27 protein-coding genes are annotated in these 16,474 nt (G+C 67.9%); all 27 read left to right on the top strand.

Annotated features, from left to right (window positions below):
* Positions 1 to 65: 65 nt before the first annotated feature.
* Positions 66 to 1,646: a SpaH/EbpB family LPXTG-anchored major pilin gene (locus ACSJDX_RS01345; RefSeq protein WP_438353803.1), complete on the top strand. Its 1,581-nt coding sequence runs from the start codon at positions 66 to 68 to the stop codon at positions 1,644 to 1,646.
* A gap of 82 nt (positions 1,647 to 1,728) precedes the next feature.
* On the top strand, positions 1,729 to 2,682 hold the full coding sequence (locus ACSJDX_RS01340) for a class C sortase (protein WP_438353802.1): 954 nt from the start codon (positions 1,729 to 1,731) through the stop codon (positions 2,680 to 2,682).
* A gap of 10 nt (positions 2,683 to 2,692) precedes the next feature.
* Positions 2,693 to 2,908, top strand: coding sequence for an Rv0909 family putative TA system antitoxin (locus tag ACSJDX_RS01335; protein WP_438353801.1), 216 nt, complete (start codon positions 2,693 to 2,695; stop codon positions 2,906 to 2,908).
* A 443-nt stretch (positions 2,909 to 3,351) separates the two neighbouring features.
* On the top strand, positions 3,352 to 3,660 hold the full coding sequence (gene rpsJ / locus ACSJDX_RS01330; RefSeq protein WP_013584016.1) for a 30S ribosomal protein S10: 309 nt from the start codon (positions 3,352 to 3,354) through the stop codon (positions 3,658 to 3,660).
* An 8-nt stretch (positions 3,661 to 3,668) separates the two neighbouring features.
* Positions 3,669 to 4,328, top strand: coding sequence for a 50S ribosomal protein L3 (gene rplC, locus ACSJDX_RS01325; RefSeq protein WP_438353800.1), 660 nt, complete (start codon positions 3,669 to 3,671; stop codon positions 4,326 to 4,328).
* Positions 4,329 to 4,330: 2 nt separating this feature from the next.
* A complete protein-coding gene (rplD, locus tag ACSJDX_RS01320; protein ID WP_438353799.1) occupies positions 4,331 to 4,990 on the top strand; it encodes a 50S ribosomal protein L4 in 660 nt (219 codons plus the stop codon).
* Entirely contained in the window at positions 4,987 to 5,286 is a 300-nt protein-coding gene (gene rplW / locus ACSJDX_RS01315) for a 50S ribosomal protein L23 (RefSeq protein WP_438353798.1), read from the top strand. Before rplD ends, rplW begins: the two co-directional genes overlap by 4 nt.
* 26 nt (positions 5,287 to 5,312) lie before the next feature.
* Positions 5,313 to 6,152 (top strand): 50S ribosomal protein L2, encoded by an 840-nt coding sequence (gene rplB / locus ACSJDX_RS01310; protein ID WP_438353797.1) that lies wholly within the window; start codon positions 5,313 to 5,315, stop codon positions 6,150 to 6,152.
* A gap of 12 nt (positions 6,153 to 6,164) precedes the next feature.
* The gene (gene rpsS, locus ACSJDX_RS01305; protein WP_378841541.1) at positions 6,165 to 6,446 is read left to right on the top strand and encodes a 30S ribosomal protein S19; all 282 of its coding nucleotides are present in this window, start codon (positions 6,165 to 6,167) and stop codon (positions 6,444 to 6,446) included.
* A 21-nt stretch (positions 6,447 to 6,467) separates the two neighbouring features.
* Positions 6,468 to 6,866, top strand: coding sequence for a 50S ribosomal protein L22 (rplV, locus tag ACSJDX_RS01300; RefSeq protein WP_438353796.1), 399 nt, complete (start codon positions 6,468 to 6,470; stop codon positions 6,864 to 6,866).
* Positions 6,866 to 7,627 carry a 30S ribosomal protein S3 gene (gene rpsC, locus ACSJDX_RS01295; protein ID WP_438353795.1) on the top strand — a complete coding sequence of 254 codons (762 nt, stop codon included), beginning with the start codon at positions 6,866 to 6,868 and terminating at the stop codon, positions 7,625 to 7,627. Before rplV ends, rpsC begins: the two co-directional genes overlap by 1 nt.
* Complete coding sequence (rplP, locus tag ACSJDX_RS01290) at positions 7,627 to 8,046, top strand: 50S ribosomal protein L16 (RefSeq protein WP_150893235.1); 420 nt, start codon at positions 7,627 to 7,629, stop codon at positions 8,044 to 8,046. Before rpsC ends, rplP begins: the two co-directional genes overlap by 1 nt.
* Entirely contained in the window at positions 8,046 to 8,357 is a 312-nt protein-coding gene (gene rpmC, locus ACSJDX_RS01285; RefSeq protein ID WP_438353794.1) for a 50S ribosomal protein L29, read from the top strand. The genes rplP and rpmC overlap by 1 nt, the downstream gene beginning before the upstream one ends.
* Positions 8,357 to 8,728, top strand: a complete 372-nt coding sequence (gene rpsQ / locus ACSJDX_RS01280; RefSeq protein WP_438353793.1) for a 30S ribosomal protein S17 — start codon at positions 8,357 to 8,359, stop codon at positions 8,726 to 8,728. The genes rpmC and rpsQ overlap by 1 nt, the downstream gene beginning before the upstream one ends.
* Positions 8,725 to 9,093 (top strand): 50S ribosomal protein L14, encoded by a 369-nt coding sequence (rplN, locus tag ACSJDX_RS01275; protein WP_438353792.1) that lies wholly within the window; start codon positions 8,725 to 8,727, stop codon positions 9,091 to 9,093. The genes rpsQ and rplN overlap by 4 nt, the downstream gene beginning before the upstream one ends.
* 2 nt (positions 9,094 to 9,095) lie before the next feature.
* Complete coding sequence (gene rplX, locus ACSJDX_RS01270; RefSeq protein ID WP_438353791.1) at positions 9,096 to 9,455, top strand: 50S ribosomal protein L24; 360 nt, start codon at positions 9,096 to 9,098, stop codon at positions 9,453 to 9,455.
* Positions 9,456 to 9,457: 2 nt separating this feature from the next.
* A complete protein-coding gene (gene rplE / locus ACSJDX_RS01265) occupies positions 9,458 to 10,048 on the top strand; it encodes a 50S ribosomal protein L5 (protein ID WP_438353790.1) in 591 nt (196 codons plus the stop codon).
* Between the two features lie 90 nt (positions 10,049 to 10,138).
* Entirely contained in the window at positions 10,139 to 10,537 is a 399-nt protein-coding gene (rpsH, locus tag ACSJDX_RS01260; RefSeq protein ID WP_438353789.1) for a 30S ribosomal protein S8, read from the top strand.
* A 7-nt stretch (positions 10,538 to 10,544) separates the two neighbouring features.
* A complete protein-coding gene (rplF, locus tag ACSJDX_RS01255) occupies positions 10,545 to 11,081 on the top strand; it encodes a 50S ribosomal protein L6 (protein WP_438353788.1) in 537 nt (178 codons plus the stop codon).
* Between the two features lie 2 nt (positions 11,082 to 11,083).
* The gene (gene rplR / locus ACSJDX_RS01250) at positions 11,084 to 11,443 is read left to right on the top strand and encodes a 50S ribosomal protein L18 (protein ID WP_438353787.1); all 360 of its coding nucleotides are present in this window, start codon (positions 11,084 to 11,086) and stop codon (positions 11,441 to 11,443) included.
* Between the two features lie 32 nt (positions 11,444 to 11,475).
* Positions 11,476 to 12,144 (top strand): 30S ribosomal protein S5, encoded by a 669-nt coding sequence (rpsE, locus tag ACSJDX_RS01245; protein ID WP_438353786.1) that lies wholly within the window; start codon positions 11,476 to 11,478, stop codon positions 12,142 to 12,144.
* On the top strand, positions 12,144 to 12,329 hold the full coding sequence (rpmD, locus tag ACSJDX_RS01240) for a 50S ribosomal protein L30 (RefSeq protein WP_091484804.1): 186 nt from the start codon (positions 12,144 to 12,146) through the stop codon (positions 12,327 to 12,329). Before rpsE ends, rpmD begins: the two co-directional genes overlap by 1 nt.
* Positions 12,329 to 12,913, top strand: a complete 585-nt coding sequence (gene rplO / locus ACSJDX_RS01235) for a 50S ribosomal protein L15 (protein ID WP_438353785.1) — start codon at positions 12,329 to 12,331, stop codon at positions 12,911 to 12,913. Before rpmD ends, rplO begins: the two co-directional genes overlap by 1 nt.
* A gap of 100 nt (positions 12,914 to 13,013) precedes the next feature.
* On the top strand, positions 13,014 to 14,336 hold the full coding sequence (gene secY, locus ACSJDX_RS01230; RefSeq protein WP_438353784.1) for a preprotein translocase subunit SecY: 1,323 nt from the start codon (positions 13,014 to 13,016) through the stop codon (positions 14,334 to 14,336).
* Positions 14,333 to 14,929: an adenylate kinase gene (locus tag ACSJDX_RS01225; RefSeq protein WP_438353783.1), complete on the top strand. Its 597-nt coding sequence runs from the start codon at positions 14,333 to 14,335 to the stop codon at positions 14,927 to 14,929. Before secY ends, ACSJDX_RS01225 begins: the two co-directional genes overlap by 4 nt.
* A 52-nt stretch (positions 14,930 to 14,981) precedes the next feature.
* Positions 14,982 to 15,767: a type I methionyl aminopeptidase gene (map, locus tag ACSJDX_RS01220; protein WP_438355025.1), complete on the top strand. Its 786-nt coding sequence runs from the start codon at positions 14,982 to 14,984 to the stop codon at positions 15,765 to 15,767.
* An 11-nt stretch (positions 15,768 to 15,778) separates the two neighbouring features.
* A complete protein-coding gene (locus ACSJDX_RS01215) occupies positions 15,779 to 16,462 on the top strand; it encodes a DsbA family protein (protein ID WP_438353782.1) in 684 nt (227 codons plus the stop codon).
* The last annotated feature ends 12 nt before the right edge of the window (positions 16,463 to 16,474 follow it).

Below are 16,474 nucleotides of genomic sequence, written 5' to 3'. Positions count from 1 at the left end.
CCCAGAACAACACCCAGAACACCCTTACCCACACTCCGATCTCGGGGGGGAAAATGAACGCAACCATGAAGCGGATCACCGCCGCTGTGGGCGCCATCGCGCTCGGCGCGATGGTGGCCGTCGCGGGGGCCGTCCCGGCCAACGCCGTCAACATCAACAACGCGACCCCGGTCGCGCTGACCATCCACAAGCACGCCAAGACCGCCACCAATGGCGTGACGCCCGGTGTCGGCAACGAGACCAACGCGTCGGTTCCCGGCGCCGGCATCAACGGCGTCACCTTCTCGGTGCAGCGCGTCGGCACGATCGACCTCACGACCGACGCCGGCTGGCAGCAGGTCGCCGCCATCCGCGCGGCGATCGCCGGGGGTCAGACGCCCACGCAGGCCGTCTCGGGCTACACGCTCGGCACCGCCGTCACCGGCACCACCGCCACCAACGCGGGCGAGGACGGCTACCTGCAGTTCACGCAGGCCGCCAACGGTCTCACCAAGTCGATGTACCTCGTCACCGAGACGGCAGCCCCCAGCACCGTCACGACGCGGTCCGACCCGTTCCTGGTGACCCTGCCGCAGGCCAACACCGCGAACGACACCTGGATCTACGACGTGCAGGTGTACCCCAAGAACGGTGTGACCTCGCTCAACAAGACGGTCATCGCGCCGACGGCCCAGGAGACGGCCGCCGGTCGTGACCTGGTGCGCTGGAACATCACCGCGAGCGTGCCGATCCTGCCGACCACGCAGCCGGCGACGACGGTCAACTCCTTCGTCGTCTCCGACACGATCAACCCGACGAACCTGGCGTTCGTGACCAACGTCACCGGTCTGACGGGTGTCGCGGCACCGACGGTCACGCTGCGCAACGCGGCCAACACCGCCGACGTCGCGCTGACGATCGGCGCGGCGAACACGAACGACGTCACGATCGCCCCCAGCACCACCGGTGGGGCGACGCAGCTGAAGGCGACCTTCAACGCATCGGGTCTCACAAAGCTGCAGGCCAACCAGGGCGGCCTCGTGACGTTCAACGTGCTCGCACGTGTCATCAGCGTTCCCACCAACGGTCAGATCACCAACACGGCCGGTACGTCGATCAACGGCACCACCAACGGCGCCATCGACGGCACGCAGACCGGCCCGGTGGTCTCCGCCACCACGCCGTTCGCGAACCTGACGATCTTCACGTACGCGCAGGGCACGAACACCAACCAGCTCGGCGGTGCCGTCTACGCGCTGCTGGACTCCGCGGGCAACGCGGTGATCGTCAACGGCGTCGCGGTGACGGGCACCGCCGACCCGACCACCGGTCAGGTCACGTTCCCGAACATCCCGGCGACGGGCGGGACGAACAACTACCAGGTCGCGGTCACCACGAACGTGCCCGGCTACACGCTGGTCGGCGCCACTCCGCGTCCGGTCACCGTGGTCGCGGGCACGCCGGTCATCCCGGCGGACCCGAAGACGGCGGGCAACAACTACGTGCCCGTGGCCTTCCAGCAGGTGCCTGCGTGGGCGCTGCCCCTCACCGGTGGTGACGGCGGCCTCTGGTTCGGCATCGGCGGCGGCGCGCTGCTGGCCGTCGCGATCGGCGCCGCCGTGGTGATCGGCAACCGCCGTCGCCGCGCGGCTACTGTCGAGGCGTAAGCGCGACATCCCTCCTGGCCGGCCGCTGCGCGAGCAGCGGCCGGCCAGCACTCTTTCAGCCCAGGAAGCGCAGCATCACCTCATGACCGACGTCGATACGGCACCACCCCGACCCGCGCGCGCCAAGCGCCGCGTCTCGGGACTGTCGATCGTCATCGCCGTCACGGCGCTCGCCGGGGTGCTGCTGCTGATGTACCCGACGATCGCGGCGTGGTTCACGCAGTATCAGCAGGCGCTGGAGATCGACCAGTACTCCGGGGCCGTCCGCGACCTCGGCCCGAACGCGCGCACGGACGCGATCGCGGCGGCCACGGCCTACAACGCGCAGCTGACCGACGGATCCTCAGTCGTGGCGGCCAACGAACGCAAGCCTCTGGCGGGACAGGATGCCGCGGCTCACGACTCGTACGGGACGCTGCTGAACGCCGACGCGGAGGGGCTGATGGCCCGCATCCGCATCCCCTCGATCGACGCCGACCTGCCGATCTTCCACGGCACCTCGGACGACACCCTCGCCCGCGGAGTCGGTCACCTCGAGGGCACAGCGCTGCCCGTCGGCGGGGTCGGGACCCACTCGGTGCTGACCGGCCACCGCGGCCTGGCGACCGCCGAGCTCTTCGACCATCTCGACCAGGTCAAGGTCGACGACACCTTCACGATCGAGGTGTTCGGCGAGATCCTCACCTACCGCGTGATCAGCACGACGGTCGTCGAGCCGCAGGACACAGAGACGCTGTACCCGCAGCCGGGCAAGGACCTCGTCACCCTCATCACCTGCACGCCGCTGGGGATCAACAGTCACCGCATCCTCGTCACGGGGGAGCGGGTGCTCCCGACGCCGACCGACGACGTCAACGCCGCGGGAAAGCGGCCCGACGTGCCGCGGTTCCCCTGGTGGGCGGTGATCCTCGGCGGCACCGTCGTCGTGCTCGTCGCCTACGTGTGGATCTCCAGCCGCCCGCGGCGCCCCGTGACCGCTCTTCCCCCCGCCGGGCCGGTGGGCCAAGATGGCACCGACGCCCACCGGGGGCCGTGAAGGAGTGGACATGGGTATCGAGGATCTCGTGAACCAGGGCAAGGACTTCCTGGAGCAGAACAAGGACAAGATCGGTGAGGCGCTCAAGAGCGACCAGGCCGAGCAGATCAGCGACAACGTGCTGGACGCGGCGGCGGACTTCGTCAAGAAGGTCGCCCCGGAGGGCGCCCACGAGCAGATCGACGGCGTGCGCGACAACATCGACAAGTCGATCGGCACCGAGTAGCGGCATCCGCACCACCGGCGGCCCGGGAGCTCACGCTCCCGGGCCGCCGTCGCGCCCGCCGAGGGTGCGCGGGAATCGCGACACGCCCGAGTTTGCGACACGCCCGGGCTGCACGTAGACTAGGGAAGTTCCACATTCCAGCGCGCCTTCGGCGTGCAGAGGATCACTGCCAGGGCAGTGCATAGGCGGCGCGAGAGCGCAGGGTCCTAGGCCGCGGGCAGCAGAACACCACATCCACACTCCCATCCCGTTCGCGGGAGCGCACGCGTGCGTGCGGGGAGTGGGGAGCCGGATGCCTCGGCAGCCGGTGTGACAGCAGAACAGTGGTGCAGCATCCACCGTGACGAGCGGTGAACGAAGTGCCCAGGGCGAGGGAGCACCCTCCCACGCCCCCGTGCGTCCAATGCCCGAGAGGTATGACGCGGAAAGAGAGTGAGCAGACAATGGCGGGACAGAAGATCCGCATTCGCCTGAAGTCGTACGATCACGCAGGGCTCGACAGCTCCGCGCGCAAGATCGTCGACACCGTGACCCGTGCGGGCGCGACCGTGGTGGGCCCCGTGCCCCTGCCGACCGAGAAGAACGTCGTGTGCGTCATCCGGTCGCCCCACAAGTACAAGGACAGCCGCGAGCACTTCGAGATGCGCACCCACAAGCGCCTCATCGACATCATCGACCCGACGCCCAAGGCCGTCGACTCGCTGATGCGTCTCGACCTCCCGGCCGATGTCAACATCGAGATCAAGCTCTGAGGCTCGACATGGCTGACATCAACTCCAAGATTTCGAAGGGCCTGCTGGGCACCAAGCTCGGTATGACCCAGGTGTGGAACGAGAACGGCAAGCTCATCCCCGTCACGGTGATCGAGCTCGCGCCGAACGTCGTCACCCAGATCCGCACGCCCGAGAAGGACGGCTACAACGCCGTTCAGATCGCGTACGGCCAGATCGACCCGCGCAAGGTCAACAAGCCGCAGTCGGCCCACTTCGAGGCCGCCGGCGTGACCCCCCGCCGCCACCTCACCGAGGTGCGCACCGCCGACGCCGCTGACTACTCACTCGGTCAGGAGCTCACGGTGGACGCCACCTTCGAGGCCGGCCAGCTGGTCGACGTCGTCGGCACCAGCAAGGGCAAGGGCTTCGCCGGTGTCATGAAGCGTCACAACTTCAAGGGCGTGTCCGCATCGCACGGTGCGCACCGCAACCACCGCAAGCCCGGCTCGATCGGCGCCTCGTCGACTCCGAGCCGCGTCTTCAAGGGCATGCGCATGGCCGGCCGTATGGGTGGCGAGCGCGTGACCGTCCTCAATCTCACGGTGCACGCCGTCGACGCCGAGAAGGGTCTGCTGCTCGTCAAGGGCGCCGTCCCCGGTGCGCGTGGCCGCATCGTCTACGTCCGCAACGCAGTGAAGGGTGCCTGATCATGGCTGACTCGACTCTCGCGCTCGACGTCGTGAAGACCGACGGCAAGAAGGCCGGCTCCGTAGAGCTGCCCGCCGCGATCTTCGACGTCAAGACGAACATCCCGCTCATCCACCAGGTCGTCGTCGCGCAGCGCGCCGCCGCCCGCCAGGGCACCCACTCGACCAAGCGTCGCGGTGAGGTCTCCGGTGCCGGCCGCAAGCCCTTCAAGCAGAAGGGCACGGGTAACGCCCGTCAGGGCTCGATCCGCGCGCCGCACATGACCGGCGGTGGCATCGTGCACGGCCCGAAGCCGCGTGACTACGGCCAGCGCACCCCCAAGAAGATGATCGCCGCCGCCCTCCTGGGTGCGCTCAGCGACCGCGCCCGGGGTTCGCGTCTGCACGTCGTCGACTCGTTCGGCATCGAGGGCAACCCGTCGACGAAGGCCGCCGCCGCGGTGCTCGCCGCGCTGGCGCCCACGAAGAACGTGCTGGTCGTCCTCACCCGTGACGACGACCTCAGCGTGCTGAGCGTGCGCAACCTCGCGTACGTCCACGTGCTGTACTCCGACCAGCTCAACGCCTACGACGTGCTCGTCTCCGACGACATCGTCTTCACCAAGGCCGCCATCGACGCGTTCATCGCCTCGAAGTCGGTCACCGAGGAGGTCTCGGCATGACCGCCGTACAGAAGGACCCGCGCGACATCATCCTGAAGCCGGTCGTCTCGGAGAAGAGCTACGGGCTCATCGACGAGGGCAAGTACACGTTCCTGGTGGACCCGCGTGCCTCCAAGACGGAGATCAAGCTCGCCATCGAGAAGATCTTCGGCGTCAAGGTGGCCGCGGTCAACACGCTGAACCGCACGGGCAAGACCCGTCGCACCCGCTTCGGCACCGGCAAGCGCAAGGACACCAAGCGCGCCATCGTGACCCTGAAGTCGGGCACCATCGACATCTTCACGGCAGTCGGCTGACGGTCGGGATAGAGGACTAGAGAACAATGGCTATTCGCAAGTACAAGCCCACGACCCCGGGTCGCCGCGGCTCGTCGGTGGCCGACTTCGCCGAGATCACCCGATCGACGCCCGAGAAGTCGCTCCTCCGCCCGCTCAGCAAGACCGGTGGCCGCAACAACCAGGGCCGCATCACCACCCGCCACATCGGCGGTGGGCACAAGCGCCAGTACCGCGTCATCGACTTCCGTCGCAACGACAAGGACGGCATCGACGCCAAGGTCGCGCACATCGAGTACGACCCCAACCGCACCGCGCGCATCGCGCTGCTGCACTACGTCGACGGCGAGAAGCGCTACATCATCGCGCCGAACAAGCTGTCGCAGGGCGACATCGTCGAGTCGGGTCCCGGCGCCGACATCAAGCCCGGCAACAACCTGCCGCTGCGCAACATCCCCACCGGTACCGTGATCCACGCCATCGAGCTGCGTCCCGGCGGCGGGGCCAAGATGGCTCGTTCGGCCGGCGCCTCGGTGCGTCTGGTCGCCAAGGACGGCCCGTACGCGCAGTTGCGTCTGCCCTCGGGTGAGATCCGCAACGTCGATGCGCGCTGCCGGGCGACCATCGGCGAGGTCGGCAACGCCGAGCAGTCGAACATCAACTGGGGCAAGGCCGGCCGCAACCGCTGGAAGGGCATCCGCCCGACCGTCCGCGGTGTCGCGATGAACCCGGTCGACCACCCGCACGGTGGTGGTGAGGGCAAGACGTCCGGTGGACGTCACCCCGTGACCCCGTGGGGCCAGAAGGAAGGCCGCACGCGTCACGCGAACAAGGAAAGCGACCAGTACATCGTCCGTCGTCGCAACGCCGGCAAGAAGCGGAAGTAGGAGTAGAGGAAGATGCCTCGCAGTCTCAAGAAGGGCCCCTTCGTCGACGATCACCTGCTTCGCAAGGTCGTCGTCCAGAACGAAGCCGGTTCCAAGAACGTCATCAAGACCTGGTCCCGTCGTTCGATGATCGTGCCGGCCATGCTCGGCCACACGATCGCCGTGCACGACGGTCGCAAGCACATCCCCGTGTTCGTGACCGAGACCATGGTCGGCCACAAACTGGGCGAGTTCGCGCCCACCCGCACCTTCCGCGGCCACGTGAAGGACGACAAGAAGGGCCGTCGCCGCTAAGGCGACCGAGAGGAGAGAGAAATGGTGGAGTCCATCGCACGCGTGCGACACATCCGCGTGACCCCTCAGAAGGCTCGTCGTGTCGTCGCGCTCATCAAGGGCAAGCAGGCCGAAGAGGCCCTCGCCATCCTGAAGTTCGCGCCGCAGAGCGCGAGCGAGCCGATCTACAAGCTCGTCGCCTCGGCGATGGCGAACGCCCGCGTCACGGCGGACAAGACGAACGAGTTCCTGGACGACCAGGACCTCTACGTCAAGAACGCCTACGTGGACGAGGGCACGACGCTCAAGCGTTTCCAGCCCCGTGCCCAGGGACGCGCGTTCCAGATCAAGAAGCGCACGAGCCACATCACGGTCGTGCTGTCCACGCCCGAGGTCGCCGAGACGGCGTCTGCCGGCACCACGAAGAAGGCGAGCAAGTAATGGGCCAGAAGGTCAACCCGTACGGCTTCCGCCTCGGCATCACCACCGACCACGTGTCGCGGTGGTTCTCCGACTCGACGAAGCCGGGCCAGCGCTACGCCGACTACGTGGCCGAGGACATCCGTATCCGCAAGCTCCTCGCGACGCAGCTCGACCGCGCCGGTGTGAGCAACATCGAGATCGAGCGCACCCGCGACCGCGTCCGCGTCGACATCCACACCGCCCGCCCGGGCATCGTGATCGGCCGCCGCGGCGCCGAGGCCGAGCGCATCCGCGCCGACCTCGAGAAGCTCACCGGCAAGCAGATCCAGCTGAACATCCTCGAGGTCAAGAACCCCGAGGCCGACGCTCAGCTGGTCGCGCAGGGCATCGCCGAGCAGCTCTCCGCCCGCGTGGCCTTCCGCCGCGCGATGCGCAAGGGTCTGCAGGGCGCTCAGCGCGCCGGCGCCAAGGGCGTCCGCATCCAGGTCTCCGGCCGCCTCGGCGGCGCCGAGATGAGCCGTTCGGAGTTCTACCGCGAGGGTCGTGTGCCGCTGCACACGCTGCGCGCGAACATCGACTACGGCTTCTACGAGGCCAAGACCACCTTCGGCCGCATCGGTGTGAAGGTCTGGATCTACAAGGGCGACCTCACCAACAAGGAGCTCGCTCGCGAGCAGGCCAACGCCCCGAAGGCGCCCCGCGGTCGCGACGACCGTCGTGGCGGCCCCCGTGGCGACCGCCGCAACGAGGCCCCCGTGGCAGAAGGAGCGTCTGCCTGATGCTTATCCCCCGCAAGGTCAAGTACCGCAAGCAGCACCACCCCGGCCGCTCGGGCCAGGCCACCGGTGGCACCAAGGTGTCGTTCGGTGAGTTCGGCATCCAGGCGCTCACGCCGGCCTATGTGACGAACCGTCAGATCGAGTCCGCTCGTATCGCGATGACCCGTCACATCAAGCGCGGTGGAAAGGTGTGGATCAACATCTACCCCGACCGCCCGCTCACCAAGAAGCCGGCCGAAACCCGCATGGGTTCCGGTAAGGGCTCGCCCGAGTGGTGGGTCGCCAACGTCAAGCCCGGCCGCGTCCTGTTCGAGGTCGCCGGCGTCGACGAGACCCTCGCTCGCGAGGCCCTGACCCGTGCCATCCACAAGCTGCCCCTGAAGGCACGCATCATCAAGCGCGAGGAGGGCGACGCATAATGGCGATCGGCACCAAGACGCTCGCCCCGAGCGAGCTCGACACGTTCGAAGACCAGCGCCTCGTCGAGGAGCTGCGCAAGGCCAAGGAGGAGCTGTTCAACCTGCGCTTCCAGTCGGCCACCGGCCAGCTCGAGAGCCACGGCCGCATCCGCGCCGTGAAGCGCGACATCGCGCGGCTCTACACCGTCATCCGTGAGCGCGAGCTCGGCATCCGTGCCACGCCCGCCGCGGTCGACACGACGAAGGCGAAGAAGAGCAAGGCCAAGAAGGCGGATGCCGCCGACGAGGCCGTGAAGGAAGAGGCCGAGTGATGGCTGAGACCACCGAGAAGAAGGCCGCCCCCAAGAAGGCCGCCGCCGCCAAGACCGAGGCCCCTGTGGTCGAGGTCGCGGGCCACGAGTCGGCCGCGCACGACGTGCGCGACGCGGACGCGCGCGGCTACCGCAAGACCCGCCGCGGCTACGTCGTCAGCGACAAGATGGACAAGACGATCGTCGTCGAGGTCGAGGACCGCGTGAAGCACCCGCTCTACGGCAAGGTCATCCGCCGCACGTCGAAGGTCAAGGCCCACGACGAGTCGAACTCCGCCGGCATCGGCGACCTGGTCGTCATCAACGAGACCCGCCCGCTGAGCGCCACGAAGCGCTGGCGTCTGGTCGAGATCCTGGAGAAGGCCAAGTGATCCAGCAGGAATCCCGCCTCAAGGTCGCCGACAACACCGGCGCCAAGGAGCTGCTCACGATCCGCGTGCTCGGCGGCTCGCAGCGCCGGTACGCCGGCCTGGGCGACATCATCGTCGCCACCGTCAAGGACGCGATCCCCGGTGGCAACGTCAAGAAGGGCGACGTGGTCAAGGCCGTGATCGTCCGCACCGTCAAGCAGACCCGTCGTCCCGACGGTTCCTACATCAAGTTCGACGAGAACGCCGCCGTGATCCTGAAGGGCGACGGGGAGCCCCGTGGCACCCGCATCTTCGGACCGGTCGGCCGTGAGCTTCGCGACAAGAAGTTCATGAAGATCGTCTCGCTCGCCCCGGAGGTCATCTGATCATGGCGAACATCAAGAAGGGCGACCTGGTTCAGGTCATCTCGGGCGCCAAGCCCGAGCGCGGCGGCGACCGCGGCAAGCAGGGCAAGGTCCTCGAGGTCCTCGCCGAGCAGAACCGCGTCATCGTCGAGGGCGTGAACTACGTCACGAAGCACAACCGCGTGGGTCAGACCCAGCGCGGCACCAAGACGGGTGGCATCGAGACGTTCGAAGCACCCATCCACATCTCCAACGTCGCCGTCGTCGACCCCTCGACCAAGAAGCCGACCCGCGTCGGCCACCGCGTCGAGGAGCAGGTGAAGGACGGCGTCAAGCGCACCGTCCGCGTGCGCTACGCGAAGAAGTCAGGCAAGGACCTCTGAACATGAGCATCGATACTGCCGCGCCCGCTCGCAAAATCCAGCCGCGCCTGAAGCAGAAGTACAACGCCGAGATCAAGAAGGCGCTGCAGGAGGAGTTCGGCTACGCGAACGTCATGCAGACGCCCGGACTGGTCAAGGTCGTCGTGAACACCGGCGTCGGCGAGGCTGCTCGCGACAGCAAGGTGATCGATGGCGCGGTCGACGACCTCACCAAGATCACCGGCCAGAAGCCGATCGTCACCAAGGCCCGCAAGTCGATCGCGCAGTTCAAGCTGCGCGAGGGACAGCCCATCGGCGCGCACGTCACCCTCCGCGGTGACCGCGCGTGGGAGTTCATCGACCGGCTGGTCTCGCTGGCCCTTCCCCGCATCCGCGACTTCCGCGGCCTGTCGGGCGCCCAGTTCGACGGCAACGGCAACTACACGTTCGGCCTGCAGGAGCAGTCGGTCTTCCACGAGATCGACCAGGACAAGATCGATCGCGTCCGCGGCTTCGACATCACCGTCGTCACCACCGCGAAGACGGATGCCGAGGGCCGCGCTCTGCTGCGTCACCTGGGCTTCCCCTTCCGCACGGAGGACGCTCAGGCGTGATCACCCTCGCCTCGGGGGCTCCGAGGCATCCATGGAAGGTCGTCTGTCGTGTAACGGCAGCCGAAACCTCATGACAGAAAGAAGCAACACATGACGATGACAGACCCGGTCGCAGACATGCTGACCCGTCTGCGCAACGCGAATTCGGCGCACCACGACTCCGTGTCGCTGCCGAGCTCGAAGCTCAAGACGCACATCGCCGAGATCCTCCAGCAGGAGGGCTACATCTCCGGTTGGGAGGTCAGCGACGCCCGCGTCGGCCAGACCCTCACCCTGACGCTGAAGTACGGCCCGAACCGCGAGCGGTCGATCGCCGGCATCAAGCGCGTCTCGAAGCCCGGCCTGCGCGTGTACGCACGCTCGACCGAGATCCCCACCGTCCTCGGTGGCCTCGGCGTCGCGATCCTGTCCACCTCCTCCGGTCTCCTCACCGACCGTCAGGCCGAGCAGAAGGGCGTGGGCGGGGAAGTTCTCGCCTACGTGTGGTGACCCCGCCATGTCTCGTATCGGACGTCTTCCCATCGACATCCCCTCCGGCGTGACCATCACGGTCGCCGGTCAGGACGTCGCCGTCAAGGGGCCCAAGGGCGAGCTCACGCTCACCGTGGCCAGCCCCATCGAGGTCACGGTCGAGGAGAACCAGGTCCTGGTCTCCCGTCCCGACGACGAGCGCGAGTCGCGCTCGCTGCACGGGCTCACTCGCACCCTGATCAACAACAACATCATCGGCGTCACCCAGGGCTACACCAAGGGCCTCGAGGTCGTCGGCACCGGATACCGCGTCGCCCAGAAGGGCGGCTCGATCGAGTTCGCCCTCGGCTTCTCGCACCCCGTGCTGGTCGATCCCCCCGCGGGCATCACGCTCACGGTCGAGGGCAACAACAAGGTGACCGTCAGCGGCATCGACAAGCAGGCCGTCGGCGAGGCGGCCGCGAACATCCGCAAGATCCGCAAGCCCGAGCCCTACAAGGGCAAGGGTGTGCGGTACGCCGGCGAGGTCGTTCGTCGCAAGGCCGGAAAGAGTGGTAAGTAAGCATGGCCGTCAAGTCCAAGTCCGACGCGCGCTCGCGTCGCCACCTGCGCCTTCGCAAGAAGGTCGTGGGCACGCCCGAGCGTCCGCGTCTCGTCGTGAACCGCTCTGCGCGCCACGTCTTCGTCCAGCTCGTCGACGACAGCAAGGGCCACACCGTGGCGTCGGCCTCGACGCTCGAGGACGGCCTGCGCACGTTCGAGGGTGACAAGACCGCCAAGGCGCGCAAGGTCGGCGAGCTCGTCGCCGAGCGCGCGAAGGCCGCCGGCGTCACCGACGTCGTGTTCGACCGTGGCGGCAACCGCTACGCCGGTCGCGTCGCCGCCATCGCGGACGGCGCCCGTGAGGGAGGTCTGAACCTGTGAGCGACGCAGTGTCCACCAACAAGGAGAACAACGTGACCGAGCAGGCAGCCGCCGAGGCGCCGGTCGAGACCGCAGCTGCGACCGCCGAGCGGGAGCCCCGCCGCGGTGGTCGCGAGCGCAGCCAGACCCGTGGTGACCGTGGCGGTCGCGACCGCAACGAGAGCCAGTTCCTCGAGCGTGTCGTGACCATCAACCGCGTGTCGAAGGTCGTCAAGGGCGGCCGTCGCTTCAGCTTCACGGCGCTGGTCGTCGTGGGTGACGGCAACGGCGTCGTGGGCGTCGGCTACGGCAAGGCCCGCGAGGTGCCCCTGGCGATCTCGAAGGGTGTCGAAGAGGCCAAGCGCAACTTCTTCCGCGTGCCCCGTGTCGGCTCGACGATCCCGCACCCCGTGCAGGGTGAGGCGGCCGCCGGTGTCGTGCTGCTGCGTCCCGCCTCGGGCGGTACCGGTGTCATCGCCGGTGGTCCCGTGCGTGCCGTGCTCGAGTGCGCCGGTATCCACGACGTGCTGTCGAAGTCGCTCGGTTCGTCGAACACGATCAACATCGTCCACGCGACGGTGGCGGCGCTGAAGCAGCTCGAGGAGCCCCGTGCGGTCGCCGCACGTCGTGGCCTCGAGTTCGACCAGGTCGCCCCCGCCCGTCTCGTCCGTGCCGAGGCCGAAGCGGCCGAGGCCGCCCGTGCTGCGAAGGCAGGTGTCTGATGGCCGCGCGCCTGAAGGTTACCCAGATCAAGTCCAAGGTGAGCGAGAAGCAGAACCAGCGCGACACGCTGCGTTCGCTCGGTCTGAAGCGGATCAACGACTCCGTCGTGCGTCCCGACGACGCGCAGACGCGCGGCTACGTCAAGACCGTCGCACACCTCGTCAAGGTTGAGGAGATCGACTGATGGCTGAGAAGAACGACGCTGTCGAGGCGGAGGCCGTGAAGGCGCCCGCCAAGAAGGCCGCTGCGAAGCCGGCCGCCGAGAAGAAGGCCCCCGCGAAGGCGGCGGCCGAGAAGGCCCCGAAGAAGACGGATGCTCCGGCATCCCGTCCGGGTGTCCTCAAGGTCCACCACCTGCGTCCGGTCCCCGGCGCCAACACCGCCAAGACCCGTGTCGGTCGCGGTGAGGGCTCCAAGGGCAAGACCGCGGGCCGTGGCACCAAGGGCCAGAAGGCCCGATACCAGGTCAAGGCCGGGTTCGAGGGTGGGCAGATGCCGCTGCACATGCGCACCCCGAAGCTGCGCGGGTTCAAGAACCCGTTCCGCGTCGAGTACCAGGTCGTGAACCTGGAGAAGCTCGCCGAGCTGTACCCCGCCGGTGGCGACGTCACCGTCGACGGCCTGGTCGCCAAGGGCGCGGTGCGCAAGAACGAGAAGGTCAAGGTGCTCGGCACCGGCGACATCGCCGTGAAGCTGCACGTCGCCGTCGACAAGGTCTCCGGCTCCGCCGAGCAGAAGATCGTCGCTGCGGGCGGCACCGTCAAGTAGCAGTGTGGCCGCGGGGGCCGGAGCGACGCTCCGGCCCCCGCTGGTCTACGCTGGAAGCGGTGCGCTCCGAGCGTTCCGCATCCCCTCTGGAGGAATCGTCTTGTTCAGCGCCATCGCGCGGGTCTTCCGCACTCCCGACCTGCGTCGGAAGATCGCCTTCACCCTGGCGATCATCGCCATCTACCGCCTCGGCGCGCACGTGCCGTCCCCGTTCGTGAACTTCCCGAACGTGCAGAGCTGTCTCGCGGCGAGCTCCGGCACCGAAGGGCTGCTGTCGCTGGTCAACCTGTTCTCCGGCGGCGCGCTGCTGCAGCTGTCGATCTTCGCCCTGGGCGTCATGCCGTACATCACCGCGACGATCATCGTGCAGCTGCTGCGCGTGGTGATCCCGCACTTCGAGACGCTGTACAAGGAGGGGCAGGCAGGGCAGGCCAAGCTCACCCAGTACACCCGCTACCTGACGATCGCGCTCGCGCTCTTGCAGTCGACCACTCTCGTCACGGTGGCCCGCAGCGGCCAGCTGTTCGGCAACACGGGTGTGCCCGAGTGCACGAACCTCCTCACGAACGACGTGTGGTGGGCCCAGCTGCTCATGATCATCACGATGACCGCCGGCACCGGCCTCATCATGTGGTTCGCCGAGCTGGTCACCGAGCGCGGCATCGGCAACGGCATGTCGATCCTCATCTTCACCTCGATCGCGGCCGCCTTCCCGGCCTCGATGTGGGCCATCGCCACCACGCGCGGCTTCGAGACGTTCCTCCTCGTGCTCGCGGTCGGCATCGTCGTGGTCGCGCTCGTCGTGTTCGTCGAGCAGTCGCAGCGGCGCATCCCCGTGCAGTACGCGAAGCGCATGGTCGGTCGACGCACCTACGGCGGCACCAACACCTACATCCCGATCAAGGTCAACATGGCCGGCGTGGTGCCCGTCATCTTCGCCTCGTCGCTGCTGTACATCCCGGCGCTGATCGCCCAGTTCAATCAGCCGCAGGCCGGGCAGACGGCGCCCGAATGGGTGATCTGGATCACCAACTACCTCACCAAGGGCGATCACCCGCTCTACATGGCGCTGTACTTCCTGCTCATCGTCGGCTTCACCTACTTCTACGTCGCGATCACGTTCAACCCGGTCGAGGTCGCCGACAACATGAAGAAGTACGGCGGGTTCATCCCCGGCATCCGTGCGGGGCGGCCCACGGCCGAGTACCTCGACTACGTGCTCACCCGCATCACGCTCCCCGGCTCGATCTACCTCGGTCTGATCGCGCTGCTGCCGCTGATCGCCCTGGCCACGGTCGGCGCCAACCAGAACTTCCCGTTCGGCGGCGCGTCGATCCTCATCATCGTCGGGGTCGGTCTCGAGACGGTGAAGCAGATCGATGCGCAGCTGCAGCAGCGCCACTACGAGGGGCTCCTCCGATGACAGCGAGACTTCTGATCGTCGGCCCGCAGGGCTCGGGCAAGGGCACGCAGGGCGTCCGCATCGCGGAGCAGTTCGGCATCCCGGCCGTCTCGACCGGCGACATGTTCCGTGCGGCGGTGGCCGGCGGCTCCGAGCTCGGCACGCAGGTGAAGGCGCTCATCGAGGCCGGCAATCTGGTGCCCGACGAACTGACCAGCGCGGTCGTGCGCGACCGGCTGGCGCAGGCGGATGCCGCAGCCGGCTTCCTCCTCGACGGCTACCCCCGCAACCTCGGTCAGGTCGCCGACCTCGACGCGTTCCTCACCGGCCGCGACGAGCAGCTCGACGCCGTGATCGAGCTGAGCGTTCCGCGTGCGGAGAGCATCGCCCGTCTGTCGCTGCGCGCCGCGGAGCAGGGGCGCACCGACGACACCGAAGAGGCGATCGCCAACCGTCTCGCGATCTACGAGCGCGAGACCGCCCCCATCCTCGGGGTGTACGCCGAGCGCGGCATCGTCGACGAGATCGACGGCGTCGGCACCCTCGACGAGATCACCGACCGAATCGTCGCGGCGCTCGAGGCGCGGGGTCTCGCCCGCGCGGCCGCCGTCTGACGTGCCCTCCCTGCGCCGCTCGATCTACAAGTCGCCCGCTCAGCTGCGGGCGATGGTGGAGCCGGGTCTCATCACCGCGGCCGCGCTCGACGCGGCGCGCGCGCTGATCGCCCCCGGAGTGACGACGGCGGAGCTGGATGCCGCAGCATCCCGTGTCATCGTCGGACGGGGAGCGAAGTCGAACTTCCAGATGGTGCGCGGCTACCGTCACACGGTGTGCGCGTCGGTCAACGAGCAGGTGGTGCACGGCATCCCCGGGCCGCGCGTGCTCGAGCCGGGCGACATCGTCTCGATCGACGCCGGTGCGGAGTACCAGGGCTGGAACGGCGACTCGGCGTTCACTGTCGTGCTTCCGGATGCCTCGCGTCCCGAGCTGGTGGCCGAGCGCGAGGAGCTCTCGCGCGTGACCGAGGGGTCGCTGTGGGCGGGGATCGCGGCGCTCGCGTCGGCGAAGCGCCTCGGCGAGGTGGGCGCGGCGATCGAGGGGTACATCGAGGACTCCGGGCACGACTACGGCATCCTGCGCGACTACGTCGGACACGGCATCGGCCGCAAGATGCACGAGTCCCCATCGATCTTCAACTACCGCGTGTCCGACCCGGGACCGGAGGTGCGGCCGGGACTGGCCGTCGCCATCGAGCCCATGGTCGTGATCGGCGATCAGGCGACCTTCATCGAGGACGATGACTGGACCGTCTCCACGCTCGACGGCACCGCCGGCTCACATTGGGAGCACAGCGTCGCCGTGCACGATGGAGGCATCTGGGTGCTCACGGCGCCCGATGGTGGGGCAGCGGGACTGGCGCCGTTCGGCGTCGTGCCCGCACCGATTCAGTAGATAGGGAAGAGATGGCAACGGCTGCACGCAAGACGAACTGGTTCGCGATCTGGATCAGCGTCGCCGTCGTGGTGGTGCTGGTGGGCGTCGGCGCGATCGTCGTGGTGATCAACAACGCCGCCAGCGGACCCGGCACGGCTCCTCAGGCATCCAACGTCGACCAGCAGACCGGCGCGATCTCGTTCGGCACCGGGACCAAGACGATGGACACGTACATCGACTTCATGTGCCCGGTGTGCAAGGGCTTCGAGACGAGCTACGGCTCTTCGATCCAGGGCCTCGTCGACGACGGCACCATCACGCTCAACGTCCACCCGATCTCGATCCTCGATCGCCAGTCGCAGGGCACCAAGTACTCCACGCGCGCCGCGAGCGCCATGTACTGCGTCGCGGCGAACGATCCCTCCGCCGCCATGCCGTTCATGCAGGCGATGTTCGCCGGTGCGCCCACGGAAGGATCGACGGGGCTGACCAACGACGAGATCGCGGCGATCGCATCGCAGGCGGGGGCATCGAACTCCTCGTCCTGCATCACCGGAGAGACCTATACCAAGTTCGTGACCTCGATGACGCCCAAGACCCCGGTCGCGCCGGGATCATCCGGCATCGGCACGCCGACCATCGCGATCAACGGTCAGGTCATCTCGAACTCGACCCTTCCGCAGCCCGCCCAGCTCGCGACCCTGTTCCAGTAGGAGCGGGGCGGG

Origin of the sequence: Microbacterium fluminis, from assembly GCF_051549805.1 — a bacterium.
GTDB lineage: Bacteria > Actinomycetota > Actinomycetes > Actinomycetales > Microbacteriaceae > Microbacterium.
This window is presented reverse-complemented; position numbering and strand designations above follow the sequence as displayed.